The following is a 25,385-nucleotide window of genomic DNA, read 5'->3' as shown; positions in this document are numbered from 1 at the left end:
AGAATGTGGCCAGCATGGATATGATCTGCGGCGGTCAGGCCGAGGTGTTGTTGGACTGCATCACGCCCCGGGCCGGTGAAGGTGCCGTGTTTGCCCAATGGCGTGAACTGCTGGCCTCGGCGGGCAAAGGCTGCTTTTTGACCCTGGTGTCGACCGACGGCGACGGTGTCGGTCAGGTGACCCATGGCCTGGTGTCGGCCCGTGGGGAAATCGATGGGGCATTTCCCCTTTCAGAAACCGAACTCGAACGGGTCGCCGCTGCCGCCACCCGTTCGGCGGAGATCCGCACCCTGCGGGTGACCGGTGGCTTCATGGTGCTTGAACCGGCCGGGCAGGTGTGCGGTGCCTATCTATTTGGCGCCGGCCATGTGGCCTTGGCCACGGCCCATCTGGCCAGTCTGGTGGGCTTCCGCGTGTCGGTGGCCGACGACCGGAAGGAATACGCCAATGCGGAGCGTTTTCCCGATTCCCAGGAGGTCCGTGTATTGGCGGATTTCAACCACTGTCTACCGGATACCGCCCTGGGACAGAACGACTTCGTGATCATCGTTACCCGAGGGCACCTGCACGACAAAACCGTCCTGGCTCAGGCGCTGAGGACCAACGCGGGGTATATTGGGATGATCGGCAGCCGCCGCAAGCGTAGCGCCATTTACACCGCCCTGCTCAAGGAGGGCTTTTCCGAGGCGGATCTCGCCCGGGTGCATTCCCCCATCGGGCTTTCCATTGGCGCCGATACGCCGGAGGAGATCGCCGTGAGTATCGTCGGTGAACTGATCGCCCATCGCGCCGGCGTTCAGCTGTAGACCCTTTTTAGGCCGGCCATCCGTCCAAAATTGAGATCCCCCTTGACCGGGTATTGCCGGTCAAGGGGGATCATTGTTTTCGCGAATAAGGGATTTGCGGCTAGCAGCGTGCCACGGAAACGAAATGTTCCTGCATGGCGATGGCGCCGCCGCCCTGGTCCCATTTTTCCAAACCGCCGCACATCAACTCGTGATCGGCCACGCCCTTGCCAAAAGCCCGGCTTTCGACGGGCAACCGGTGACCGAAGCCGTGGAGCATGAAAACCGCCTCGGGGTGAATCAACTCGGTCAGGCGGGCCCGCATGCGACCGCCTTTGCCATTGCCGCTGATTTCGACCATGTCGCCGTCCGTCAGTCCCAGCCGGGAACCGGCGGTGCTGTTGATCCACAGGGTGTTTTCGGGAACCTGCTCGAACAGCAGGCTGTTGTTGAGCGTGTGCCCCTGGGTGTGAACCCCGCAACGACCGAAGGTGAGTCGGAATTGGCCTTCGGGGGGATGGGTGCCCTCATACGGCTTGAGCGAGGGCACGCCCTGGGATTCCCACTTCTCGTTGATGATCTCGATTTTTCCCGAAGGCGTCTTGAAGGTGGGCTCCGACTTGTAAAGCGGGCCATCGCCCAGCTGGATAAATCCCTTGGCGTCGAAGTCGGCCACACTGACCCCCGTGCCGTCGAGCTGGTAGTCCCAGATCTCTTCAATGGAATTGAAGGCCAACGCATCGATACCCAGGCGTTTGGCCAGGCCGCAGAGGATTTCCCAGTCGGCACGGGTCTCGTAACGCGGCTCGACGGCCCGGCGACGGGTGAAGAAGTACGGATTGAGGCCGTTCTTGCAGGCCAGGATCGATTCCCGTTCCAGGTACGGTGAGAGGGGCAGTACCAAATCGGAGTGCCAGGCGGTGTCGGACCAGGTAAAACTGACCGACATGAGAAAATCGAGTTTGGCCCATTTCTGCTTGGTCCGTTCCGGATCGGGAAAGCCCATCAGGGGGTCATGCCGGTAGGCGATGTAGGCCCTTACCGGATAGGGATCCTCGTTTTCGATGGCATCGAACGCCAGATTGAGCAGCCCCGGGCCCGTGTCGAAATGGCCATACTTCCAGCCGGTACCGTCGGCGCGTTTGTCGGTCGCTTTGGGGACCCGGTCAACCAGCTTTTTCAGCCCCTTGCGCCCCACGTCGCCGGGTTTGCTGGCCATGGGCAGGCCGCCCTTGGCACCGATGGTTCCCAGAAGCGCGTTGATGATATAGACTGTCCGGGACATATAAAAGGAATCCATGTAACGGGCGTTCATCCATCCGGGATGCCAGATCACTGCGGGTGCATCCTTGGCCAGATCCTTGGTGAAGCGCACGATTTCGTCGGCGGCGATACCGGTTTCCTGCTCGGCCCATTCAGGCGTGTAGGACTTGACGAACTGCTCCAGGACATCCAGGTCCTTGATCCATTTGTTGGCGTAGGCAGAATCGTAGAGATTGCGGTTCAACAGGGTGTGGATCACCGCCAGGTTGAGGGCATAATCCGAACCCGGCCGAATCATCATGAACCGGTGGGCCTTGGTGGCGGTGATATTGGCGCGGACATCGATGACCGTCAGTTTGCAGCCTTTCTCCATGGCGGTCATGAGGTCATTGACCTCCTTGACATTGATCGCCTCGAAGATGTTGCGGGTCTGAAGAACCACATGACGGGCGTTTTTCAGGTCATAGCAGACATCCTTGCGACCGAATCCGAAAACCGATAGGGCGGCATGTTGAACGTTGCGGGCGCAGGAAGCGTCATGATTGCACCAGTTGGGTGACCCCAGACCGCGTACGAACGCCTGGTGCAAATCGCGGAAAGGACCGCCGCGGTCGGAAAAGAGCACGCTTTTGCCGCCATGGGTATCGATAACCTTTTTCAGCTGGCTGGCCGCGTAATCCAGGGCTTCGTCCCAACTGATGGCTTTCCAGTTGCCCTGGCCGCGGTCGCCGACCCGGATCATCGGCCGCTGAATACGTTCGCTGTCATTGATCAGGGCTTTGCCGCTGCGCCGCGGGCACATAGGGCACCGTTGATGCCGCCCAGATGGGGGTTCCCCTGAATGAATTGGATGGCTCCATTTTCTGTCTCAACCTGGATGGGGCATCTGACCGTACACATGCCGCATACGCTGAAGGTAGACTTTTTTACTGACATACACTGTCTCCCGATTTAAAAAAATTGCCGGTTGTCCTGACCGTTCCATAAAATTCCAAATAGCGTGTAATCAATGGAATATCCCAGCATTGGAGTTCTGTCAATGCGGAGTTATTATTGCACTTGTCTCAAAATAATTGAGCATTGAGACAGCCTCGATCCGGTCTGGAAAGAGAACCGATGGCGGTTGAGGCGGTGTTAAAATGTGATCGTTGCGGGTCGCCGACGGACCGATGCCAGCCTCGGCTGTATTGCTAAAACCAATTGACAAACGAGCCATTTTCGAATAGCAACACACGTTATGCCAGACGTGGCATAAAGATTCGCATTTTACCCACCCGCAACCACCTACTATAAATAAGGAGCAGGTAATGGCCCAGGGTACCATAACGATCAATGGCTCTCCGTTTCCCTTCGAATCGGGGCAGACCATTCTTCAGGTTGCCGAGGACAATGACATCTCGATCCCAACCCTTTGTTACTTAAAGGGGGCCTCGCCCACGGGTGCCTGTCGTATCTGTGTCGTGGAGGTCAAGGGGTATCGCACGCTGGTGACCTCATGCAGCACGCCAGCGGCCAACGGCATGGAAGTACTGACCGAATCGCCCAAGGTGGTAGCGTCCAGGCGCGAAACCCTGGAATTGCTGCTGGCCTCGGGCAACCATAATTGTTCCATCGGATCCGGCCGGGAAGGAGATTGGAGCGATTTCCAGATGCAGGCCGCCGCTTCGGATCAATTCGATGAATTGTGTCCCGCCTGGGGGGATTGTCGCCTCCAGGATCTGGCCTACCAGTATCAGGTGGAAGGCGGCAAGTATCCGCGTACGGAAAACCGCTACCCCATGGAGATGATCAATCCGCTGATCGTGCGTGATTTTTCGCGCTGTATCCTTTGTGGCCGCTGTGTTCAGGCCTGCAACGAGGTTCAGGTCAACCGGGCGATCAACTTCGGTTATCGGGGGGCCGAGGCCAAAATCGTGGCGGGAACCGATGTGGCGCTCAAGGATTCCAAATGCGTGTTCTGCGGCGAATGCGTCCAGGCCTGCCCCACCGGCGCCCTGACGGAGAAAAAGGCCCGCTTCAGCTGGCGGCCGTGGAAAACCGAAAAAATTCGCACGACCTGCCCCTACTGCGGTGTGGGTTGCCAGCTCTGGCTGCATGTCCAGGATGGTCGTATTGTCAAGGTCACCGGCGTGGAAGACGGTTCGCCGAACAAGGGCCGGCTTTGTGTCAAAGGCCGTTTCGGATACGATTTCATCTATTCCGAGGAACGTCTGAAGACCCCCTTGATCCGCGAGGGTGAGACCTTCCGGGAAGCTTCCTGGGACGAAGCCCTGGATCTGGTGGCCGCCAAATTCAAGCAGATCATCGAAGAGAGCGGTCCCGATGCCCTGGCCGGCGTAAGTTGTGCCCGCAGCATCAACGAAGATTCCTATCAGATGCAGAAACTTTTCCGGGCGGTGTTCAAGACCAACAACATCGACCATTGTGCCCGAACTTGACATGCGCCGACGGTCGCCGGGCTGGCGACCACGTTTGGATCAGGTGCCATGACCAACTCGTTTGCCGAGTTCGCACGGGCCAAAATGTTTCTGATCATCGGTTCCAACATGGCCGAGGCCCATCCGGTGGCTTCGACCTTCCTCAAAAATGCGGTAATGAACGGTGCCAAGCTGATCGTGGTGGATCCACGGCGACACCGGCTGGTGGACTTCGCCGACATGCATCTGCCGCTCAAGGTGGGCAGTGATATCGCCCTGCTCAACGCCATTATGTATGTTTTGATCGAGGAGGATCTTTACGACAAGGCCTTCGTGAAGGAGCATACCACCGGTTTCGAGCAACTCAAGGAAACCGTGATGGCCTATCCGCCCGAAAAGGTGGTCGACATCTGCGGTATTGCTGCCGAAACGATTCGTGAAGTGGCGCGTCTTTTGGCGTCGGTCAAACCGGTGATGGCCTGCTACACCCTGGGGATCACCGAACATACCTGTGGTAAGAACAACGTCATGTCCGTTGCCAACCTGCAGATGCTGCTGGGCAACATGGGCGTGGAGATGGGCGGGGTCAACCCGTTGCGCGGCCAGAACAACGTGCAGGGGGCCTGTGACATGGGCGCGCTGCCCAATGTCTACCCCGGCTACCAGCCGTGACCGACGAGAAGGCCTGTGAGAAGTTCGAGAATGCCTGGCAGACCACCGGCATGTCCAAAAAAGTGGGGTTGATGATTCCCGAGATGATGGAAGGCCTGGTGGATGGCAAGGTCCGCGGCTTTTACATTTTCGGTGAGAACATGGCCAACACCGAGCCGGATATCCACAAGGTCGAGCATGAACTGGCCTCGGCCGAGTTTCTGGTCGTGCAGGATATCTTTCTTAACGAGACCACCCGTTTCGCCCACGTGGTGCTGCCAGCAGCCGCCTGGAGCGAGAATGACGGGACCTTTACCAACAGTGAACGCCGGGTCAGTCGGGTGCGTACAGCCAGCCCACCGCCGGGGATTTCCAAGCCCAACTGGTGGATCTTCAAGCAGATCGCCAAACGCATGGGGCATGATTGGACGTCCGACAGCGGGCAGGAACTGTGGGATGACGAAATCTCGGTGGTGGCGCCCAACCTGGGCGGCGTCAAGTACTACCGCATCGAAGGGGACGGCCTGCAATGGCCCTGCCCCACGGTCGAGCATCCGGGAACGACCTACCTGCACAAGGGGGGGACGTTCACCTGCGGCCAGGGGCGCTTCACCCCGGCAGACTGGACCCCGCCGGCCGAGGTGCCCGATGCGGACTACCCGTTGGTACTCAGCACCGGGCGGCGGCTGTATCATTACCATACCCGTACCCAGACCGGTCGCTGCGAAGGGCTCAACGACCTTTTGGGCGAGGAGACGGCCGATATCTCCTTTGCCGATGCAGATCGCATTGGCGTGGCCGATGGCGAAACCATTCGGGTCAAGTCCAGGCGTGGTGAGGTGGCCGTGCGGGCCAATGTGACCCCGGAGGTGCCCGAGGGGATGGTGTGGATGGCCTTCCATTTCCGCGACGGCAATGCCAACTGGTTGACCCATGCGGCCTTTGACCCCGTGACCCTGACGGCCGAGTACAAGGCCTGTGCGGTGTGTATCGAGAAGATTTAACGCAGGGGTTAACCCTTCTTTGGTACCCCATCCATTCATCTTACCAGCGCAACCGCAGACGGCACGGCAACGGTCGCCTGCGATTGCGCTTTTTTAAGGGGAGAAGAACCATGCCAGCGGCAGCCTTCCCATCGGCCTGCAAAGCAGACGTCATCACCCACGCAGCTTGGATGCCCCATGCCTGGCTGGCGTTCAACCGCCAGTTGAACCAGGATGCGACGGCGCTGCCCAATGAGGCGATCATCGAAAAACGCCTTGCCGATCTTGAGCGCCTGACGGTGTCGGATCCGCGGATCTACTGGCTCAGTCTGGCCCGTATCGCCGAGTTGACGCTTAAACAGGCCGCTGACTACGCCGACCATTGCGAGTTTCAGGCGGCGGGTGACCTGTTGGTCAATCCCCGCCGCATCGACATCTACCGCCACGGTCAGCTGGCACCGGTGGCCAAGGGGCGTCACCAGGCATTGAGCGATCAGTTCGCTTCGGCCATCGGCAATGAAGATCCGGTTGCCTGGCTTAGCCGCGAAACCCTTCCCCACATCCGCCGACAAGCGTTGCTGCCGTATTTTGAAGGCCAACTGAAGGATTCCGGCATGCTGATCGCTGGATATCTTGCCTCGTTTTCATCCCGTATGCGCCGGGTTGCCAGTACGATTGCTTTTCTCGGTAGCTGGCAGGTCGCGACAGTGTTGAATTCACCCAGCGCCTGGCGACCGCCAGTCCGGCGGACCGGCAAGCCATTAAGGAAGCATTGTGTCGATTCGATCTCGATGTGTTCGATGCGATGGGCCGGGATGCGGCGCATTTGATCATAAATCCCCATGCCAGCAGTGATTTTCTGAAGGATGCATTGTTTGCTTAGATGATTCAATGGCATCATCCATCATACGATTCTTCCCGCCGAATGACCCTTCCCCCTTTTCGTCATCGCGCAACAAACCGGCCCATTCGTGTTACGCAGTGTTACCGGAAGTTACTAAAGCCTTATAAAGATAGATATTTAGACGTCGATAGCACAAATGTGCCGGTGAGGTTGCCACCCTCTTTGGTGTGTGATCATGCTCTGATCGCCAGGCGCCGCTGGCAGAGCAATGGTTGCGCGAAACTGTTTCTTAAAGGAGAAAACCCATGTCCATCAGTAGTATCGGTTCAAGCAGTTATTACACGGACGCCATGACGTCCATGCGAAGTCGACCCAGCCCAAGTGAGATGTTCGGCAAGGTTGATGAAGACGGCAGTGGAGGTCTTGACGAGAGTGAATTCAGTGCGCTGGCCGAGAAGATCAGTGCGGCCACCGGTGAAGATGTCGATGTGGTAGAATTGTTTTCCACCTACGACGAAGACGGTGATGGTGTGCTCAGCGAAGAAGAAACCCAGGCGGTGATGGAAGACTACCGTCCCGAACCGCCGCCAGCACAAGGAATGCCGGGTGGCGGCATGGATTTGTCGCAGATTTTCAGTGATACCGATGAGGATGAAGACGGTAGCATTGACGCCACCGAAGCAGAAACGCTGGCCGACATGATCAGCCAGGCCACCGGTGAGGAAATCGATGCGGAAAGCCTGATTGAAGCGTACGATACGGATGGGGACGGCGTCCTCAGCGAAGAAGAAACCCTGGCGGCGCTGGAAGCCAATCGTCCCGAGGGACCGCCGCCTCCGCCACCAGAGGCGACGACCACCGACGAAGACGAAGTTTCCGCCTTGTCGTCGGCAACATCGACGGCCATCGAAACCTACCTGAAGATGGCTGCCCTGGGCGCCGAGGAAGATCCGTCATCCGATACCTCGGCGATGTTCGGTAATGGCGGCAGCCCATACCCGTATGGGAGCCTTTCCGCCGTGAATACCCTGGCCTGATTGCCTTTGGCCAAAGACAACCGGCAGCGGCCATTCTCGACCGTTGCCGGTTGTCTTGCATTTCCAAACCTGTGTCTGGGAATGCCGTTTCTTAATAGAATACTCCGGGCTCCATGACATAGAAACCGGCGCCGACGAAATAGTCGGTGTCCGGTACCCGATAGATGAAGGTGTGTTTGGGCTTGTTGACATCCATGCCGGGAACCGGCCAGGTATACTGGGTCCAGCCTTTCCCCTTTCGGGCAGCATTGAGAAAATCCACGAAAAACGCTTTCCCGTTGATGTCCTTGGCATCCATCAAGGTTTCGGCTTTGGTCAACTCGGGTTTGATCGGATGAGCCAGCATCTTAAGCTTCATGTTCATCAGAAAGACATAGCTGACCCCGTCGTTCCAGACGAAACGGCCATTTTTGTCGTCGATGACTTTGATGGCCGCATCGATACCCTGCGCCTGGATGAATGTCGCCGCTTCCTTGCACTTGGTGATGCAGTCGTCGCGGGTGCCGGCCAGGGTCGGCACGGCGATCAGGATTGCCAGTAACAATACCAATACGCTCGAAATTGATGGTTTCAACTGATACCCTCCTGGGATTGTCCGTTATCGATTCAATTGCGGATTATAACCCAGCCTGTTTACACGGGCCAGGGTCACACGGTTTACTGTCCAGGGAAGCATATCGGCATTTCAACAGAAAAAATAAGAAGGCGGTTCAAAAAGTCTGACTTTTCAAACCGCCTTTGAATGAATCGCGCCGCTTGCCGCTGGGCCGGCCGGAACCGACCCGTATCAGGCTTTCTTCAGCATCTGAAGGGCGCTTTCAACAATCGCTTGTGGGGTGAAACCGAACTTTTCCAAAACCATTCCGCCCGGTGCGGAGGCGCCGAAGTGATCGATACCGATCATTTTGCCGCTATCCCCGATATACTGTTCCCAGCCCATGGAAATGCCCGCCTCAATGGCAATCCGGTGTTTGACGGATTTGGGCAGAATCCGGCTCCGGTAGGCCGGGGATTGTGCTTCGAAAAGTTCCCAGGAGGGCATGTTGACCACCCGGGCGGCAATCCCCTGGTCGGCCAGTTGCTGTTGGGCGGCCAGGGTGATGTGGACTTCGGCGCCGGTGGCGATGAGGATGATCTGGGGTTTGCCAGGACAGTCTGACAGAATATAGGCGCCTCTGCTCAATTCACAGCCCGTTGTCTTGGCGTCCAGGATGGGGAGCTTCTGCCGGCTCAGGATCAATGCCACCGGATGGTCGTTGGTGGCGATGGCGGTTCGCCAAGCCTGCGCGGTTTCCGTGGCGTCGGCCGGGCGAATGACGGTCAGGTGGGGGATGGCGCGCAGGGCTGCCAGATGTTCCACCGGCTGATGGGTGGGGCCATCTTCACCGACAGCGACACTGTCGTGAGTGAAGACGTAGATTACCGGCAGTTTCATCAAGGCGGCCACGCGGATGGCCGGGCGCATGTAATCGGCGAAGACCAGGAATGTCCCGCCATAGGGCCGTACACCGCCATGCAGGAACATGCCCGACATGATCGCACCCATGGCGAACTCACGCACGCCAAAACGAATATTGCGACCGGCGTAGTCGGTTTTTTGGAATTCGGGGCTGCCGTCGATAAAGGTTTTGTTGGAAGGCGCCAGGTCGGCGGAGCCGCCCATCAGGCTGGGGAAAATAGCCGCCGCGGCATTGAGGACCTTGCCCGATGCGGCGCGGGTGGCCAGGGGACTGATCGGGCGTGAACTGGGGAAGTTGGTTTTCCCATCCCTTGGGCATGAAGCGGGTCAGGGCATTGACCCAGGCATCGGCCAGTTCCGGATACTTCTTGGTGTACTTCTGGTAAGTGCTTTTCCATCCGGCCTCGACCTTCTCACCGGTTTTGACGCATTTGCGGAATTTATCCAATGCTTTCTTTGGGATATCGAAAGGCGATTTCTCCTTCCAACCTAGGGCGGCCTTGGTCAGCTGGATTTCTTCCTCACCCAATGGCGATCCGTGGGCATCGGCACTGTCCTGCTTGTGGGGGCTGCCGTGGGCGATGTGGGTCTTGAGCATGATGATCGAGGGCTTGCCGGCCTCGGCCTTGGCTTCCTTCAGGGCTTTTTCAATGGCGTCGGGATCGCTGCCAGCCTTTACTTTAATCACCTGCCAGCCGTAGGCATCGAAACGCTTGCCGACTTTTTCGGTAAAGGCGATGTCGGTGCTGCCTTCGATGGAAATTCCATTGTCGTCGTAAAGGCAGATCAGCTTGCCCAGCCCCAAATGGCCCGCCAGGGAGGCCGCTTCGGAGGCCACCCCTTCCATGAGATCGCCGTCACCGCACATCACGTAGGTGCAATGATCGACGATGGCGTGGTCCGGCTGGTTGAAACAGGCGGCCAGGTGGCGCTCGGCCATGGCCATGCCCACGGCATTGGCAAATCCCTGACCCAGGGGACCGGTGGTGGTCTCGACACCGGGCGTGTGGCCATATTCGGGATGACCGGGGGTCTTGCTGCCCCATTGGCGGAAGTTCTGGATCTCTTCCAGGCTGAGGTCGTAACCGGTCAGGTGGAGCAGGCTGTAGAGCAGCATGGAGGCATGGCCGCCGGAGAGCACGAAACGGTCGCGGTCAGGCCAGTCGGGATTGCTCGGGTTGTGTTTGAGCACCCGTGTCCAGAGGGTGTAACCGGCTGGTGCCAGCCCCATGGGGGCACCTGGGTGACCGGAATTGGCCTTCTGAACAGCATCCATGGAGAGGGTGCGAATGGTGTTGATGCAAAGATCATCGATGCTTGATTGGTTTTTTACGGTACCCTTGCTCATTTAAGACGGCTCCTTTAAGGAAATGGGATGATTGGCGTCCGATCTTTCATTAAAGGGGCTTGATACAAAAGATCCGGCATCGAATCAAGGACTTTAGCGGGGTTGAACAGGGAAACCGCATTTGGTTTATTGTTACTCTTTTTTCATGGTGGCAACTTGTAAGAATGTCAAATACCCAATGAAAAATGCCAAATGGTGGTATTCTGACCCTTTAAAATCGATATCAGCCTTCAATTGACATTTGGATTTTGGCATTTGGCATTGATTGATCCCAAACACCTGGCTTCTGATCACACCAACAAGAGGGATGAAATCCAAATGGGGTTGCCCTGCGAGGTTGAATGCCGATGGAGGCGGCGGCTTGCTTGATGGCCCGGACCGTCCCCATCGGTCGAAGAATCCTCAATCGTTCCCGACCGATGGGGTAAATCGTCTACAGGGCGCGCATCCATTCCGGTCGCAGGGCCACCTTGCCCGCCAGCTTCGTCGATCAGGGCCAGAGTCTGGGCCTTCTCCTTGGGCATGCGGGCGCGGATGGGCAGGTAATTGGAAGCATGGTTGGCATGGAACATGCCGTGGGTCTGATTGGTTTCGGCGATCATGGTGCGCAGCTCGGCGAGCATTTCGTCCGGCTCGATCAGGGTGAAGGTGCCGGCCTGGTACTGGTCGTAGAGCGGCGTGCCAGGAACGAGCATCAGGGAGAGGGCGCCCACGTATTCCGGGTCGATGGCTGACAAAACCCGGCCGGTCTCGCGGGCATGAATCTGGGAGCGCTCCCGGCCGGCCAGGCCCAGCAGAACCGTGATGGAGAGTTTGATCCCGGCGGCCCGGGCCTTGCGGCCCATGTCGATCATGCGCTGGGCCGTGGCCCCCTTGTTGATCGCCTTGAGGGTGACATCGTCACCGCTTTCCAGCCCCATGTAGGCGATGCCCAGGCCGTTTTCACGCAGTTCGCGCAATTCCGCGTCACTTTTCATCTTCAGGCTCTTGGCGTTGGCGTAAACGCCCACCCGGGTCACCCAGGGCAACTGACGGCGAATTTCGGTGAGAATTTTTAGCAGCCGTCGCTGGGGGATGATCATCACGTCGCGTCGCAGAGAAAGACGCGGCGCTGCCTTTTGCAGTAGTTCGCCGCAAAGGCGATGTCTTGCATGATGATGTCGTCGGATTTGATGCGAAAGCGCTCTCCGGTGTAAGTCCCGCAGAAGGTGCACTTGTTGTGGGAGCATCCCACGGTCACCTGCAGAAGAATACTGTTAGCCTCGCTGGGGGGACGGATGATGTTGCCTTCGTAATGCATACCGGTCCTTTCGTTGACTCGGCGATGCCTCCCTTGGCCGTGAAAGCCAACGACTCACGGGGCATCTCGAGCGGTCGTGTTTCCGTTCATTTGAATAACAAGCTTAAATTGAGGATTTTGGTGTCGGTTGTCAATCATTTGTCGCGTTGATGATTAACGTATACGCGATCTTGTGACGGTTCGCGCTCAAGATGGAACGTACCACCGGTCATCGATGGATTCGCTGAATTTTGTTCAAGGACAGTGTCCAGCGAGCCCATTGCACTTCTGTTTTTTGTTTTCCGTGAACCCGATACGGTCGCCCCTCCAATCGCCTCCGATGCGTCTTCAACGCTAAAGAACACCACCGGGGATTCAAATCTATTGATGACCAAGTGATATTGGTTCACATGCATTTATTCCTTGACAGACGATGTTTAGTTTTATTATTTCGAATGGTGAAACAACGGTTCACTATATGGAACAAATTGCATGATATTACGCGGTCACCAACCATCAACCGATCATCAGAGACACAACGTGGGAGGTCTTCATGGAGGCAAAAGGCGTCATGGATGCAGCGGACAAAATGGTAGCGCCCCTATCCGGCAGCTCGGGGCAAACGGTTGACAAATCCTCCGGTCATCCAGAGTACCACGAATCCCCCTATCGCTGGGTGATCATCGGATTGCTTTCGTTTTCCTACCTGATGGTTTACGTGCACCGCATGTGTCCGGCGGTGCTGGCCCAGGATCTGATCCAGAGTTTCAACGCCACCGGCGCCATGGCCGGGTTGATGGCCTCGGCCTACTTCTACCCCTATGCCTCATGCAAGTGCCCTCGGGCATACTGGCCGACAAGCTCGGTCCGCGGCTGTTGGTGACCATCTGCATGATCGTGGCCAGCGTCGGCTCGGTGCTCTTCTCCCTGGCCGACACGGTTACGACGGCCTTCATGGCCCGCGTGTTGGTGGGCCTCGGCCTGTCGGCCGTGCTGGTTCCCAGCTACAAGGCCCTGACCGCCTGGTTCTCCACCAAGCGCTATGTCATGGCCACCTCCATTGTCATCTCCGTGGCCGGCCTGGGCGGTGTGGTGGCCGGTTCACCCCTGGGATGGCTGAGCGAGCAGATCGGCTGGCGGGGCAGCTTCCAGGTGATTGCCGGCATGACCTTCGCCACGGCCATTCTGGTTTGGCTGCTCGTGCGCAACAAGCCCCAGGATTTCAACCTGCCCGCCGTGGAACCAACCCGTACGCCGGCCGGCCCGGTCAAGAGCATGCCCATCGGCCAATCCTTCGGCACCATCCTGGGCAGCCTGGATTTTTGGCTCATGGCGGTCTGGTTCTTCTTCAACGGCGCGATCCTGTTCAGCTTCGCCGGCCTGTGGTCCGGGCCCTACTTCATGCAGGTGTACGGCATGAGCAAGACCACCGCCGGCAATTTCATCAACATCTTCTCCTTCGGTTGGATCTTCGGCCCGCTTCTCTTCGGTTGGCTGGCCACCCGCTTTCCGTCCAACAGCCGCATCCTGGGCGGCAGCATGTCCGGCATGGCCCTGCTTTGCCTGTGGATCTACCTGCGTAACGGCAGCATGGCGGTCATCGAACTGTACACCTTCAACACCCTGTTCGGACTGTTGGGGGCCGGGCCGGCCGGGGTGTGCTTTGCCGCAGTCAAGGAGCGTTTTCCGCTCCAGATCGCCGGCACCGCCACCGGTCTCTTATATGTTTTCCCCATGGCCGGCAGCGCCTTGTACCAACCCCTGGCCGGCGCCATTCTGGACCGTTCCGGGCATTTGAAAAGCGGTTTGGGGGCGGAGGATTTTTCGATCCTGTTCATCGTCTACGTCGTCTCCTGCGCCCTGGCCGGCCTGGCCGGCTTCATGCTGCATCGAAAGAATACCGCTGAAATCGACCTGATGGCCGGCGCACCGGCAACCGAGTAACTGTCATACCGGCAGCCTGATATACAACCAACTATTCTGGGTCATCGAATCTGCGATTGGACAAAAAAAGCGGGGGAGGTAACGTACAGCCATGTTAAGCATCAATGAAATGTACCGTCAGAAGAAAGTCACCATCGAAGAAGCGGCCAAGGTGGTCAAGTCCGGCGATGTGATCTGGGCTCCACCGGCTTCCAATGAACCGATTGTTTTCTGGAATGCCTTGGCCGAGCGGAAAGAAGAACTCGAAGGGGTCATCGTTCGGCAGTTTTTATCCCGGCGAAAGCACACCCACATGGAGCCCTCATTTGCACCGCATATTTTTATCGAATGCTTTTTTGTCACCGACCGGTGCGCGAGCTGGTCAAGCAGGGCTACGCCACGTATGTGCCTTCGAACTTCGGTGATATTCCCGAAAAAATCAAACATAGCGATCGCGTCGACCTCTTGGTCATGACGGTTTCACCCATGGACGAGCATGGTTATTTAACCTTTGGCCTGGGCTGTGACTATACGCCTGCCGCCATCGAAAAGGCGCGCCATATCATTGTCGAAGTCAATCCCAACATGCCCCGCACCAACGGATACAACACCATTCACATCTCCCAGGTCGATCTGCTCGTCGAATGCGATGAACCGATGGTGGAGTTGCCCATGCCCAAGATTACCGAAATGGACGAAACCATCGGTGCCTATATCGCCGACCTTATCGAAGACGGCTCCACGCTGCAGGTCGGGATCGGCGGAATCCCGGCAGCGGTCTGCAAGTTCCTGGAGCATAAAAAGGACCTCGGGATTCACACGGAGCTGGTCAGTGATTACGTGATCGGACTGCTGAAAAGCGGGGCGGTCAACGGCAGCAAGAAGACCATTCACAAGGGCAAGATCGTGGCGACCATCGTCGAGGGAACCCGAAAATTCTTCGATTATATCGACAACAACCCGGTGATCGAGCTGCATCCGGTGAACTATACGAACGATCCGCATGTCATTGCCAAGAACCACAAGATGGTCAGCATTAACGGCACCATCGAGGTGGACCTTTTCGGCCAGTGTGCATCTGAGAGTATTGGCACCGTCATCTGGGGAGGAAGCGGTGGGCAGGCAGACTTCGCCACGGGTGTGACCATGTGTCCCGAAGGCAAGGGCTTTATCGTCCAGCGATCCACAGCCAAGGGGGGCCAGGTCTCTAAAATCGTTCCGGTCCTGACGCCCGGCGCCAGTGTGACGACCCACAAAAATTACGTGGACCATGTGGTCACCGAATACGGCGTGGCCAAGCTGCGCGGCAAATCCATGCGCGAGCGGGCTCTGGCGCTGATTAACATCGCCCATCCGGATTTTCGCGATGAATTGCGTCACGCCGCCAAAACGATTAAAATCATTTGATGTCGGCGCCCATCTCCACAATGATGGCTTTGCCCATCCATCGTACCTAAAACGTGCCCGGGAGGGCCTCGATCGGCCAAGGTTGAGACCCTCCCCGCATCCTCCACCAGAGTCCTTTATTTAATAGCAGAAGGGATTGCGCTTTCCCGGCCGGCGCTATGCCGTGATCGTCGGAAATCCGGCGTTGGACCAGGCAAAAATCCCCCCGGCCATGGATTTGACATGCGTGTAGCCGGCCTGGCGCAGGATGCTGGCCGCGATGTTGGAACGGTAGCCGCTTCCGCAATGCAGCACCAGTACCGCATCCTTGGGCCCCTCGGGCAATTGGCCGGCCAGGATATCGGCCAGGGGGAGGTGCTTGGCCTGGGCAATCCGGGTGTCCGCCCACTCGGCCGGGGTGCGGACATCGATCAGGTGAACCGGTCCGTCGTTGAGTTGCTCGGCCAACTGATGGGGCGAAATCTGTTCCAGCTGATCCACCGGCCGCCCACTCATCAACCAGGCCATGATCCCACCGGAAAGATAGCCGAAAATCAGATCATACCCAATGCGATGCAGTTCGGTGACCATGCGGTCGTAATCGGGCTGGTCATCCACCACCAGAATGATTTCCGCCGTGGGGGACACCACCATTCCCACCCAGTTGGCCAACTGCTTTTCGAAACCGATGTTGATGCTGCCGGGGATGTGAAACCCGCCGAAGGCCGCCGCATCACGCGTATCGATGACCGTGGCGCCGGCGGCGCGCATCTCCTCGAACTGGCCGGCGGTCAGGCGTTTGTCCATGGGACAGGCATCGAGGGTGGCGGCCCCCCTCAGATTGGTTTCGATGATATGCGAAAAACTCTTGGGCCTTACGGGAAAGACGCGCATCATTTCAGTCTTGAATGCTTCAAGGGAGGGGAATTGCAGCATCGGGTTGGCCCGGCGTTCATATCCCAGGGTGGAGCTCTTTTTGGCGCTCATGCCCCGTCCGCACAAGGACCCCTCGCCATGGGCGGGATAGATTTCCAGGTGGTCCGGATAGTCGGCCAGCTTGATATAGAGGCTCTTGTATAAATTCTCCACCTGTTCATCGAGAATCTCGGCGCCGGGCAGGTCGGGACGGCCGATATCGCCGACGAAGAGCAGGTCGCCGGTCAGCAGCATCTCGGGGTCCTCGGAACGGCCCTTGTCGGTGACCAGAAGGGAGATGGAGTTCGGGGTGTGGCCGGGAGTATGCAGGATCTCGATCTTGGCGGCGCCCAGTTCGAAGACATCGCCCTCCTTGAGATCCTTATGGCGATACTCCACCGGCGCGCTTTCGTGAATGTAGATGTCCGCGCCCGTGGCCAGGCGCAATTCCTGGTCGCCGCTGACGTGGTCGGCATGCACATGGGTGTTGAATACATGGGTGATCTGCATGCCCTCTTCCCGGGCAATGGTCAGATAGTCCTGTACATCCCGTTTGGGATCGACGACGGCCATGGCTTTGGCTCTGGGGCAACCGATGACATAGGAGAAACACCCAAGACCTGGAACGGCGATTTGCGTGAAATACATGATGACCTCCCTGGCGGCAGAGACAGGGCTCATCCAGAAATGGCCAGTTTCCCAAATTTCTGAACAGACCCCATATCGGGTTAAGAATTTTTATGGCATATGCTCAAAGACAAACTATAAAAGTCACTGGTCCAAGATGCAACCTTTATTCGTTGGATGTGAGGTCTGCAATTTGGGTTTCTGGAAACCCTGCCCAAAATCGCCTCTATCGGTCATTGTCAAAAAAATGACAATGATCGATTGAGAGCAACCGCCTTCGCCCATAGAAAATTCCCCTGACTTCAGAACCGTCGCCGAAGAATACATAATTGAATGAATTGGTACAGTAGCTGCATTTCTTACCCATTTCGAATGGCGTCCATCTCTTTTACAATGCATTCCACACGACTTCTCTCTTTCCTCCCACGGTATGATTCCATTCTTCATAATGCCAGATCGGGGCAACGCCTTGTTAAAGACGATCTGTTCATTTTTTCATACGACCCTGATGATGATTTTCATTATGGTTTTACCATGGTCGATGGTGCTGACGAGTATGCTGCCATTTTCGACGATTTTTTTTCTGGATGGGCACCCGCTATTCCGCTGGGGGGTGAAACCAGGCGGCGTTCTTGATCGTTCGGTATAAAATTTGCTGATTGCCATCCCGCAATAACCTTAATCGAAGTGGCCATTTCCATCCCGCATGATTTTTAACAAAAAGGAGAACGCATGATCCGGATTCAACGAAGATCGCTCCAATCCCTGACGGCTCTGGCCGGTGCCCTACTATGGTTTTTCTTGTTCGCCGGCCCAGCCGTCGCCGACTACTGTACTTCCAATGGCAGAATTGTCACCTACGAGTGGATTGATACCGTCACGATGGAAGATTCGTCCAACGTTTCCGGTGCCAATGGCGGATACGCGGATTTCACCGACCAGACGTTTACCCTGACTTACGGCGAAAATGCGGTTAGCCTGGTGCCCGGATTCCGTTACAGTGCCTATTTGGAGTACTGGCGAATCTGGATCGATTTCAATCAGGACGAGATTTTCGACTCAACGGAGCTGGTCTTGGCGCAATCTTCACGGGCAGCCATCAGCAGCCAGATTGTCATCCCCGATTCGGCATTGGGCGGAACCACACGAATGCGTGTTTCCATGAAATGGGGAGGGCTGCCACCTTCCTGCGGAACCTTCACCTATGGTGAGGTCGAGGATTATACGGTGACCATCGGAGAAAGTGCCCCCGCTTTGGGAAAGATCAGCGATATGGTTGCCGGCAACAATCCGGATGTGGTTTTCGCCATCGATCAGGATCATCAACAATTATACGCCATCAGCACCAGCCTCCAGCGGATTGTCGATACGATTGCCTTGCCGGACAGCCAGCCCGTTGCCATGGCCTACGCCGCCGACACGAACCGGTTATACATTGTCAGTGCCAGCACCGGGAAGATTACCGTCTACGATGTCGCAACGGCCACCCTTTCCCAATTGCCCGTAACATTATCCGGCATGGGACAGGATATCGTCGTGGCGCCATCATCGGGCCGTTTGTATGTTTTGTCACCCAACGGCTACGATGCGTTTCTGACAATAATCGATGCCAATACCGGTGCCATCCTGTTGGAGACGAGCGTTGGTGGCAGTTCATTGGCGCTGGATGAAAATACCCAGACGCTCTTTACGGCCAATAGTGGGCTTTCACCCTCCACGATTTATAAATACAGCGTCGCCGGTGATACGCTCACACCGGTTCAGCAGATTACCTCAGGCGGCAATGGTCGTGAGATTGCCATCAGTCCGGACGGCGGTCATGTGGTTCTGCCCTGCGGCGGTGGCAATGGGGATGGCTATACCATCTTTGATTACGACGCCACCGATCTGAATCGTGTTTTCGGCGAATGGGATGTGGGAACCTACCCCAAATGGGCTGCCTTCAGCCCGGATGGCCGTGTTTTGTATGGGCTCAACGGTGACCCCTATGACAACTATTTGTATGTGATGGATGCTTCCAGCTATGGGGAAATTCGGAAGCTGGAATTCCCCGAGGCCGATGCCTACGCGGTGATGACACCCAACAGCGATGGATCCGTCGTGGTCGCTTTCAGTTACGATACCTATAACAACAGCGGCCACGCCCTGTATTTTTTTACCGATGTTCAACCCGCGGATGAACCTTCGCCCATCGAACTGGGTAAGATCAGCGATATGGTCGCCGGTGGGCCCGCCGACATCGTCTATGCCATCGATCAAGACCACGCCGCATTATACACGATCAGCACCACTGCTCAGGCGATTGTGTCATCTATCCTTCTACCGGATTCCCAACCGGTGGCCATGGCCTATTCACCGGTATCTGATTGTGTATACATCGTCAGTGCATTTTCAAGCCATGTCACCGTCGTCGACATGGCCACCCAGGAGATTTCCCAGGTGGCTTTTTCAGCTAGCCTGACCGGACGCGATATTGCCATTGCGCCGGACCGCGGGTTGCTGTTTGTTCTTTCCCCCAACAACTACAGTTCATACCTGACGATAATCGATGTCACATCCGGAGAAATTCTCCTGGAGACCTCGGTGGGTGGCAGTTCCATTGCGGTTGACGGTTCCACGGGCAATGTGTTCACCGCCACCAGTGGCCTTTCCCCATCAACGATCTACAAATATCAATACAGCGACGCTGCCTTGGCCCTGGTTCAGCAAATCAGCGCCGGGAGCAATGGTCGCACGATCAACATCAGCCCGAATGGCGAGCATGTGGTTCTGCCCTGTGGTGGCGGAAATGGCAGCGGATATACGATTTTCGATTTCGATGCCGGTGACCTGACCCATGTTTTCGGCGAGTGGGATGTCGGCACGTATCCCAAGGTGGCGGGCTTCAGCCCGGATAGTACTCTTTTTTACGGAACCAATGGCAGCGCCTATGACCAGTATCTCTATGTCATGGATGCCCTGACTTACGCGCAGATTCGTAAAATCGCTTTTCCCAATGCCAATTCCTATGCGGTGTTTACACCCAGCGCCGATGGGAGCATGGTGGTCGGGTTCAGCTATGACACCTATGCCGCGAATGCCCATAGCCTGTACTTCTTTTCAGACGTTGGGCCGTAGATCTGAATGGTTTTGCGTTTCTAATGCCCTTTGATTTGATCAAAGGGCTTTCCCTCATCATTGCCGACCCATTTGACCACACCGGTGACCGTATCGATGACAAACACATCGGGGAATTTTCCGCGCATCAATGCGGTCATCCGGTAGCGGCCGATTTGGGAGGGCTGGTCGACGCTGGTAGCGCCAGTCAAGAAGAGGACGGTCAGGGTTAGGGATGCACCCAATAGGATAAGGATGAGTTTTTGGAAAATCGTTTGCATGGCAGCCTCCTCATTTTACGTGGATGGAATCGAATATGGAGATCTGAAATGCTTTTTGCAAGCCGGTTGGTTATTGCCATGTCGCCGGCATATCCGATATAGCCGATTTCACGCATGATGCAGCAACATCAATCTCTCCCCGAAAAAGATGAGGGAAACGATGATCGTCAACCTGGAAACGATAACCTGGACGGAACTGGACACGCTCGACCGCTCGCGGGCCCTGGTCATGATTCCCTTGAGCCCCATCGAGGAGCATGGACCCATCTGCCGCTGGGCACGGACATCATTGCCGCCGCAGACATCGCGCCCAAACGGCGGCCCGATTGGATGCCATGGATCCGAGCCTGCCGATCGTGCTCTCACCGGCCTTGCCGCTGGGCTGCGCGGCCATCACGGCGGACTTTCCCGGCACGCTTTCCCTCAGGGGGACGACGCTGAAAAACGTTGTCGTCGACGTCTGCCGCTCCTGGGTCGGGCACGGATTCGACCATCTTTTGATCGTTAATCACCACATGGACCCGGTGCACATGAAGGCCATTTTGTCGGCCATTCGAACCGTGGAAGATGAATCCGGGGGACGTATCGCCGAGACCCTGAGCCGCACGGTGTATGCCGGCGCCGAGAACGCGGCCATTTCCCGCGGTCAGTCCCTGGGATTGGACATGCGCTACGAGATCCATGCCGATGCCAAGGAGGCCGCCTACATCCGGTATCGGCGACCGGAGCTGTTCAGGGCCGATGCGGCGGCCCGCCTCACCCCGGTCCGGATCGACGTGCAAAAGGGCATGCGTGACGGATACACCACCTTCAAGCAGATGGGCGCCATGCTCGGCTATCTCGGCAGTCCCCAGGCGGGCGATGCCGAGTACGGAAAGCTCTACCTGGAGGTGGCCGTGCGCCAGACCGTGGAATTGGCTATGAAATTGCTCAATGGGGAAACACTGCCGCCGATTCTCCCAAAAATCGAGGCGTTTCTGGACAAGCAGGTCAGACTGGATTGAACGTTTGGGGCGGCCTTCATCACAGCCCAGGGCCGCCCGGTCGATTATTTTAAACACAATACCAATGTTGCAACATTGGGGTTGCCTGTCTTCAGATCTGCAGTGCTTGGCGCACCAGCGTTTTGGTGATGTCAACCTTGTAGGCATTGCCGCTCAGGGGCACGGCGCCAGCCACACTGGCTTCGGCGGCTTTCTCGATGACGGCCGGATCCAGCTTACGGCCGACCAAAGCCGCTTCCGCATCAGTGGCCCGGTAAGGCCCGGAAGCCACGGCTCCCAGAACAACCCGGACGTCAGCAACGGTTTTTGCATCCATGGAGACCACCAGACCCACACTGACCGTGGCGAAATCGATCGCATCGCGCACCCGATGCTTGATGAATACCTGCCGGTTATTTGGCGCCGGGCGGGGGACCTTTATTCCTGTGATCATCTCATCTGTTTCCAGCACGTTGCCCAGCGGATGATAGAAACCCGTCACCGCCACGGATCGCTGGCCCTTGGCACCGCTGATTTGGATTTCGGCATCCAGGGCCGCCAGGGCCACGGCCATGTCCGACGGGCAGACGGCAAAACACTTTTTACCACCGAAAATGGCGTGATAGCGGTTGTCCCCCTTGACGGCCAGGCAGGCGGCCTCGCCTTTACGCTTGCACATGATGCGGCCGCCGATGGAATGCGGGTAGCGGAAATACCAGCAGCGGGTTTCCTGGGCCAGGTTGCCGCCGATGGTGCCGACATTGCGGATCTGGGGCATGGCCACCGATGCGGCTGCCTCGGCGAGAATCGGATATGCGTCCCGGATCACCTCTGAATCGACGATATCCGCCAGGCGGGTCAAGGCACCCAGGGACAGACCCTGGCCGTCCGACTGGATTTTGTCCAGGCCGGCGATGGACTTGATATTCACCACTACCTTCGGATAGGCGACCGTTGCCCGGGTTTTCAGAATGCCGAGAAGATCGGTGCCGCCGGCCATCAATTTGGCGCGGCCTTTATGCGTGGAAAGGATGGCGATGGTGTCGGCCACGCTGGTGGCCGCCTGGTGTTGGAATGGTTGCATGGCGTGTTGTCCCTTTTATCGTTTTCCCAAGGCATTAAGGATCTTCGTTGCCGTCACCGGATAACTGGCGATACGCGTGCCGATGGCATTGTAAACCGCCATGAGCACGGCGCTGGGGCCGGGTGAGGTGGCGATTTCGCCGACGCCGACGGCCTTGAAGCGGTGGCTGGGCATGGGGGTCTCCAGAATCACATTCTTAACGTCAGGCAGATCGGCGAAGGTCCGCCATTTGTAATCCACCATGTTGCCGTTGAGCATGCGCCCGCTGGTTTCATCCAGAACGGTTTCCTCGAACAAGGCGGTATCCAGCCCGGCGGACCCGAACGCACCGTGAAGCTGGCCTTCGAGCACCTTGGGGGCGATGACCTGGCCGGCGTCCGTGGCATTGACCATCCTGGTGAGGACCACCTGACCGGTTTCGGTATCCACTTCCACTTCCACAAAGGTCATCAAGAAGTTGCACAGCGAGTAATCCGGCTCGAACCGTCCCTCTCCGGTGACGGAGTGGTAGACGCCCATGATGCGGTGCCAGGCAAGCTTCTTGTCCGGGCGACCGACCATGTAGATTTTGCCGTTTTCGGTCTCCAGCTGATCGGCGGTGCTTTTAAATCGATGGGCGGCAATTTCAAGCAGTTTTTTACGGGCATCTTCTGCGGCGGCAATCACCGCCGAGCCCACGGCGTAGGTCCCGCGGGATCCCACCAGACCCAACTCGAAGGGATTTAGCTGGGTGTCCGGTGGTGAGAGGGTCACCCGTTCCAAGGGCAGGTCCAGTACTTCCGCAGCCATCTTGCACAGGCTGCTGCGTTGGCCCAGTCCGGCCTCGGACACGCAACAGTAAACGACGGCCCGCCCGTCGGCCGTGAGCTTGACCGTGGCTTCGGAGGAATCCTCACCCACGTCGGCGTTGCTGTGGACGCCCACCCCGACGCCGATGCGCTTGTTGCCATGGATGGCCGTCGGTTTGCCCCACCCCTTCCATTTCTCCTTCCAGCCGAAGGTCGCCGCGCCTTTATCGATGGCCGTGTTGAAATCAATACCCCGATAGGTCCACCACTTCCCCTCGCGCCAGAAATAGCCGTTGCCCGGCTTGACGCTGTTTTTCTTGAAAAAATCCACCGGATTGATGCCGGCTTTTTCCATGGCACGGCCGATGATCGGCAGGATCGAGCTTTCCAGTTCCTGCCCGCCGTAGCCGCGCACGATACCCGAGGGCGAGCGGTTGGTGCAGACCAGCTTGCCTTTGAGATCCCAATTGGCGCAGCGCAGGACCAGTTGCACTTCTCCGAGTCCCACGGCGATCTGCAAGGGCCCGGATTCCGACCCCGAACCGGTGTTGACCATCCACACGCCACTGATGGCCGAAAGGGTGCCGTCCTTCTTGATGCCGACCCTGGCACGCACGCGGGACCCCAATCGCAGGGAGTAGCTGTGGAAATGCTCTTCCTTGGTAAAGTAGACCTTGACCGGCTTGCCGGTGGCTTTGGCCAGCACGGCGGCATAGCCCATGGGGGTCAGGTTGGCGTTCTTGGTGCCGTAACTGCCGCCGCACTGGGTGCTGATGGCCCGGATGTCGGCCATGCCGATAAAAGGGATGCCGATCAACCGGACCTGGGCGATGCTTTGGGACGGGGTATAGACCGTCAGGCAGTCCGGTGTCTCCCAGGTGGCGATGAACCCGGGCGGTTCGGGCGGCAGGGGATTGGGGAAAATTTCGTACCCGCAGGTGTCCTCGATGGTGAAATCCGCCTCGTCAAACCCTTTTTGCACATCCCCTATACGGATGTGGCCCAGCATCTCGGGTTCGAAGGAGGGCGGTTCGTCGGGATAGGTGTTGTGGGCAAACTGCGCGTAAATCGGCGACGTATCGATCTGCATGGCCGCTTCCACGTCATAGACCGCCGGCAACGGCTCGTATTCCACATTGATCAGGTCCAGGGCGGCCTCGGCAATGTCCGGGGTGTCGGCGGCCACCAGGGCCACGGCATCGCCCACAAAGCGCACCTTGCTGTCCAGGATCGGAATGTGTTTGGGCATCCCCCATTCCCAGCGAGGAATGTCCGTGTGCGTCAGGACGGCACGCACGCCGGGCATGCAGCGGGCCCGATCGGTATCGATGCGGGTGATATTGGCGTGGGCATGGGGGCTCCGCTTCACTTTGCCGTAAAGCATGCCGGGAATTTTGATATCGTCAAAAAAACGGGCTTTCCCGGTAACGATGTCCCGGGCATCCTTGCGAGCGGTATCCTTGCCGATATATCGATAACCGTTAGTCATGGTCACCCTCCGTTGTCGTCGCCTGGCATACGGCATCCACCACTTCATAATGCGAAATGCAGCGACAGAAGTGGCCGGACAACGCATGTTGGATGGCATCCCGGGTGGGGTGCGGGTTCTGATCCACCAGCGCCTTGGTGCTCATCAGGATGCCCGGGGTGCAGAATCCACACTGAAAGGCGCTGTTGTCGACAAAGGCCTGCTGCAGGGGATGCAACTGGCCGGTGGCGGGATCCGCCAATCCTTCAATGGTGATGATCCGGGCGCCGTCACATTCGATGGTCAGGGTCATGCAGGAGAGAATCGACTTGCCGTTCATGATCACCGTGCACGCTCCGCAGGAGCCTTGGTCGCAACTGATTTTGGTTCCGGTAAGCCCCAGGGTTTCCCTGAGGGTGTGGGCCAGGGTGTCCGATGGCGCCACTGCGCCCACGGTATCGCCGATGGCAAGGGCGTAGTCCTTGTCGTTGACCTTGAGGTGGATGGTGCGCCTCTCCTGTTCCGGATCATTCTGTCGGGTGTTCATCATCTCTCTCCTGTTGGTGCATGTTAAAAAAGTGTCAGGACCGCTGCCGTAAAACCTTCTTCAACACCTTACCGGACGGGTTTTTGGGCAGCTCGTCGATCCGTTCGATGCGTCTGGGAATTTTATAACCCGCCAAATGCTTTCGGCAGAAGGCGATAATCTTCTCATCCGACGGCGGTTCGGCGTGGTTGCACACGATGAACGCTTTGGGGACCTCGCCC

Annotated in this window: 23 protein-coding genes and 2 pseudogenes; 10 read left to right on the top strand and 15 right to left on the bottom strand. The window is 57.5% G+C overall.

Annotation, left to right across the window (positions count from 1 at the left end; translation table 11 throughout):
* The coding region (locus tag JCM12296_RS18830) for an XdhC family protein (RefSeq protein WP_218188161.1) at positions 1-806 on the top strand (806 nt) is incomplete at its 5' end.
* A 100-nt stretch (positions 807-906) separates the two neighbouring features.
* Here the strand turns inward: JCM12296_RS18830 and JCM12296_RS18825 are convergent.
* Both JCM12296_RS18825 and JCM12296_RS47750 read right to left on the bottom strand, forming a co-directional pair.
* The gene (locus JCM12296_RS18825; protein ID WP_281492068.1) at positions 907-2,850 is read right to left on the bottom strand and encodes a molybdopterin-dependent oxidoreductase; all 1,944 of its coding nucleotides are present in this window, start codon (positions 2,848-2,850) and stop codon (positions 907-909) included.
* Positions 2,820-2,984 carry a hypothetical protein gene (locus JCM12296_RS47750; RefSeq protein WP_281492067.1) on the bottom strand — a complete coding sequence of 55 codons (165 nt, stop codon included), beginning with the start codon at positions 2,982-2,984 and terminating at the stop codon, positions 2,820-2,822. The genes JCM12296_RS18825 and JCM12296_RS47750 overlap by 31 nt, the downstream gene beginning before the upstream one ends.
* Positions 2,985-3,355: 371 nt before the next feature.
* Here JCM12296_RS47750 and fdhF point away from each other — a divergent pair.
* The 3 genes and pseudogenes from fdhF (at position 3,356) to xopAW (ending at position 7,980) form a co-directional block, all read left to right on the top strand.
* Positions 3,356-6,120, top strand: a pseudogene (gene fdhF / locus JCM12296_RS36665) (formate dehydrogenase subunit alpha).
* Between the two features lie 110 nt (positions 6,121-6,230).
* Positions 6,231-6,929 (top strand): hypothetical protein, encoded by a 699-nt coding sequence (locus JCM12296_RS18810; RefSeq protein WP_054696507.1) that lies wholly within the window; start codon positions 6,231-6,233, stop codon positions 6,927-6,929.
* Between the two features lie 319 nt (positions 6,930-7,248).
* Positions 7,249-7,980: a XopAW family type III secretion system calcium-binding effector gene (xopAW, locus tag JCM12296_RS18805; protein WP_054696504.1), complete on the top strand. Its 732-nt coding sequence runs from the start codon at positions 7,249-7,251 to the stop codon at positions 7,978-7,980.
* Between the two features lie 91 nt (positions 7,981-8,071).
* Here xopAW and JCM12296_RS18800 read toward each other — a convergent pair whose 3' ends face one another.
* The 7 genes and pseudogenes from JCM12296_RS18800 to JCM12296_RS38535 form a co-directional block, all read right to left on the bottom strand.
* Positions 8,072-8,554 (bottom strand): cache domain-containing protein, encoded by a 483-nt coding sequence (locus JCM12296_RS18800; protein ID WP_083456289.1) that lies wholly within the window; start codon positions 8,552-8,554, stop codon positions 8,072-8,074.
* 213 nt (positions 8,555-8,767) lie between these two features.
* Positions 8,768-9,226, bottom strand: coding sequence for a transketolase-like TK C-terminal-containing protein (locus tag JCM12296_RS49275; RefSeq protein ID WP_306304085.1), 459 nt, complete (start codon positions 9,224-9,226; stop codon positions 8,768-8,770).
* A gap of 27 nt (positions 9,227-9,253) precedes the next feature.
* Positions 9,254-9,649, bottom strand: a pseudogene (locus JCM12296_RS49270) (transketolase); the annotation flags it as partial.
* Complete coding sequence (locus JCM12296_RS49265) at positions 9,534-10,715, bottom strand: transketolase family protein (protein ID WP_306304084.1); 1,182 nt, start codon at positions 10,713-10,715, stop codon at positions 9,534-9,536. The gene JCM12296_RS49265 and the pseudogene JCM12296_RS49270, both read right to left, overlap by 116 nt.
* Positions 10,716-11,077: 362 nt before the next feature.
* A complete protein-coding gene (locus JCM12296_RS18785) occupies positions 11,078-11,869 on the bottom strand; it encodes a radical SAM protein (protein ID WP_306304083.1) in 792 nt (263 codons plus the stop codon).
* The gene (locus tag JCM12296_RS49260) at positions 11,869-12,087 is read right to left on the bottom strand and encodes a hypothetical protein (protein ID WP_306304082.1); all 219 of its coding nucleotides are present in this window, start codon (positions 12,085-12,087) and stop codon (positions 11,869-11,871) included. Before JCM12296_RS49260 ends, JCM12296_RS18785 begins: the two co-directional genes overlap by 1 nt.
* 134 nt (positions 12,088-12,221) lie before the next feature.
* A complete protein-coding gene (locus JCM12296_RS38535; RefSeq protein WP_157067734.1) occupies positions 12,222-12,482 on the bottom strand; it encodes a hypothetical protein in 261 nt (86 codons plus the stop codon).
* A gap of 137 nt (positions 12,483-12,619) precedes the next feature.
* Here JCM12296_RS38535 and JCM12296_RS18780 point away from each other — a divergent pair, with 137 nt between their 5' ends.
* From JCM12296_RS18780 to JCM12296_RS18770, 4 genes are all read left to right on the top strand, one after another.
* Complete coding sequence (locus JCM12296_RS18780; protein ID WP_157067733.1) at positions 12,620-12,949, top strand: hypothetical protein; 330 nt, start codon at positions 12,620-12,622, stop codon at positions 12,947-12,949.
* On the top strand, positions 12,895-14,010 hold the full coding sequence (locus JCM12296_RS18775; RefSeq protein WP_083456288.1) for an MFS transporter: 1,116 nt from the start codon (positions 12,895-12,897) through the stop codon (positions 14,008-14,010). Before JCM12296_RS18780 ends, JCM12296_RS18775 begins: the two co-directional genes overlap by 55 nt.
* A gap of 91 nt (positions 14,011-14,101) precedes the next feature.
* A complete protein-coding gene (locus JCM12296_RS42135; protein ID WP_218188160.1) occupies positions 14,102-14,464 on the top strand; it encodes a hypothetical protein in 363 nt (120 codons plus the stop codon).
* Entirely contained in the window at positions 14,359-15,396 is a 1,038-nt protein-coding gene (locus tag JCM12296_RS18770; protein WP_218188159.1) for an acetyl-CoA hydrolase/transferase family protein, read from the top strand. Before JCM12296_RS42135 ends, JCM12296_RS18770 begins: the two co-directional genes overlap by 106 nt.
* Positions 15,397-15,552: 156 nt before the next feature.
* On the opposite strand, the gene JCM12296_RS18765 is transcribed toward JCM12296_RS18770, so the two are convergent.
* Positions 15,553-16,938 (bottom strand): MBL fold metallo-hydrolase, encoded by a 1,386-nt coding sequence (locus tag JCM12296_RS18765; protein WP_054696490.1) that lies wholly within the window; start codon positions 16,936-16,938, stop codon positions 15,553-15,555.
* 711 nt (positions 16,939-17,649) lie between these two features.
* On the opposite strand from JCM12296_RS18765, the gene JCM12296_RS18760 reads away from it, so the two are divergent.
* Positions 17,650-20,034 (top strand): GEVED domain-containing protein, encoded by a 2,385-nt coding sequence (locus JCM12296_RS18760; RefSeq protein WP_054696488.1) that lies wholly within the window; start codon positions 17,650-17,652, stop codon positions 20,032-20,034.
* A 20-nt stretch (positions 20,035-20,054) separates the two neighbouring features.
* Here JCM12296_RS18760 and JCM12296_RS18755 read toward each other — a convergent pair whose 3' ends face one another.
* Entirely contained in the window at positions 20,055-20,294 is a 240-nt protein-coding gene (locus JCM12296_RS18755) for a hypothetical protein (RefSeq protein ID WP_054696485.1), read from the bottom strand.
* Between the two features lie 335 nt (positions 20,295-20,629).
* Here JCM12296_RS18755 and JCM12296_RS18750 point away from each other — a divergent pair, with 335 nt between their 5' ends.
* Positions 20,630-21,298 (top strand): creatininase family protein, encoded by a 669-nt coding sequence (locus JCM12296_RS18750; protein WP_172683983.1) that lies wholly within the window; start codon positions 20,630-20,632, stop codon positions 21,296-21,298.
* 91 nt (positions 21,299-21,389) lie between these two features.
* On the opposite strand, the gene JCM12296_RS18745 is transcribed toward JCM12296_RS18750, so the two are convergent.
* From JCM12296_RS18745 to JCM12296_RS18730, 4 genes are all read right to left on the bottom strand, one after another.
* Positions 21,390-22,361: an FAD binding domain-containing protein gene (locus JCM12296_RS18745; RefSeq protein ID WP_054696479.1), complete on the bottom strand. Its 972-nt coding sequence runs from the start codon at positions 22,359-22,361 to the stop codon at positions 21,390-21,392.
* Between the two features lie 15 nt (positions 22,362-22,376).
* Positions 22,377-24,638: a xanthine dehydrogenase family protein molybdopterin-binding subunit gene (locus JCM12296_RS18740; protein WP_054696477.1), complete on the bottom strand. Its 2,262-nt coding sequence runs from the start codon at positions 24,636-24,638 to the stop codon at positions 22,377-22,379.
* The gene (locus JCM12296_RS18735) at positions 24,631-25,167 is read right to left on the bottom strand and encodes a (2Fe-2S)-binding protein (protein ID WP_083456286.1); all 537 of its coding nucleotides are present in this window, start codon (positions 25,165-25,167) and stop codon (positions 24,631-24,633) included. Before JCM12296_RS18735 ends, JCM12296_RS18740 begins: the two co-directional genes overlap by 8 nt.
* Before the next feature lie 31 nt (positions 25,168-25,198).
* Positions 25,199-25,385 (bottom strand): AMP-binding enzyme (locus JCM12296_RS18730; protein WP_422698863.1); only part of this gene is annotated, 187 nt, incomplete at its 5' end.

The sequence above is a fragment of the Desulfosarcina cetonica JCM 12296 genome (assembly GCF_001311845.1).
Lineage (GTDB): Bacteria > Desulfobacterota > Desulfobacteria > Desulfobacterales > Desulfosarcinaceae > Desulfosarcina > Desulfosarcina cetonica.
This window is presented reverse-complemented; position numbering and strand designations above follow the sequence as displayed.

Coding starts and splice junctions, on each gene's coding strand:
- JCM12296_RS18825 (WP_281492068.1), bottom strand. CDS start 2,850: ATGTGCCCGCGGCGCAGCGGCAAAGCCCTGATCAATGACAGCGAACGT.
- JCM12296_RS47750 (WP_281492067.1), bottom strand. CDS start 2,984: ATGTCAGTAAAAAAGTCTACCTTCAGCGTATGCGGCATGTGTACGGTC.
- JCM12296_RS18810 (WP_054696507.1), top strand. CDS start 6,231: ATGCCAGCGGCAGCCTTCCCATCGGCCTGCAAAGCAGACGTCATCACC.
- xopAW (WP_054696504.1), top strand. CDS start 7,249: ATGTCCATCAGTAGTATCGGTTCAAGCAGTTATTACACGGACGCCATG.
- JCM12296_RS49265 (WP_306304084.1), bottom strand. CDS start 10,715: ATGGATGCTGTTCAGAAGGCCAATTCCGGTCACCCAGGTGCCCCCATG.
- JCM12296_RS18785 (WP_306304083.1), bottom strand. CDS start 11,869: ATGATCATCCCCCAGCGACGGCTGCTAAAAATTCTCACCGAAATTCGC.
- JCM12296_RS49260 (WP_306304082.1), bottom strand. CDS start 12,087: ATGCATTACGAAGGCAACATCATCCGTCCCCCCAGCGAGGCTAACAGT.
- JCM12296_RS38535 (WP_157067734.1), bottom strand. CDS start 12,482: ATGCATGTGAACCAATATCACTTGGTCATCAATAGATTTGAATCCCCG.
- JCM12296_RS18780 (WP_157067733.1), top strand. CDS start 12,620: ATGGAGGCAAAAGGCGTCATGGATGCAGCGGACAAAATGGTAGCGCCC.
- JCM12296_RS18775 (WP_083456288.1), top strand. CDS start 12,895: ATGCAAGTGCCCTCGGGCATACTGGCCGACAAGCTCGGTCCGCGGCTG.
- JCM12296_RS42135 (WP_218188160.1), top strand. CDS start 14,102: ATGTTAAGCATCAATGAAATGTACCGTCAGAAGAAAGTCACCATCGAA.
- JCM12296_RS18765 (WP_054696490.1), bottom strand. CDS start 16,938: ATGTATTTCACGCAAATCGCCGTTCCAGGTCTTGGGTGTTTCTCCTAT.
- JCM12296_RS18760 (WP_054696488.1), top strand. CDS start 17,650: ATGATCCGGATTCAACGAAGATCGCTCCAATCCCTGACGGCTCTGGCC.
- JCM12296_RS18755 (WP_054696485.1), bottom strand. CDS start 20,294: ATGCAAACGATTTTCCAAAAACTCATCCTTATCCTATTGGGTGCATCC.
- JCM12296_RS18750 (WP_172683983.1), top strand. CDS start 20,630: ATGGATCCGAGCCTGCCGATCGTGCTCTCACCGGCCTTGCCGCTGGGC.
- JCM12296_RS18745 (WP_054696479.1), bottom strand. CDS start 22,361: ATGCAACCATTCCAACACCAGGCGGCCACCAGCGTGGCCGACACCATC.
- JCM12296_RS18740 (WP_054696477.1), bottom strand. CDS start 24,638: ATGACTAACGGTTATCGATATATCGGCAAGGATACCGCTCGCAAGGAT.
- JCM12296_RS18735 (WP_083456286.1), bottom strand. CDS start 25,167: ATGATGAACACCCGACAGAATGATCCGGAACAGGAGAGGCGCACCATC.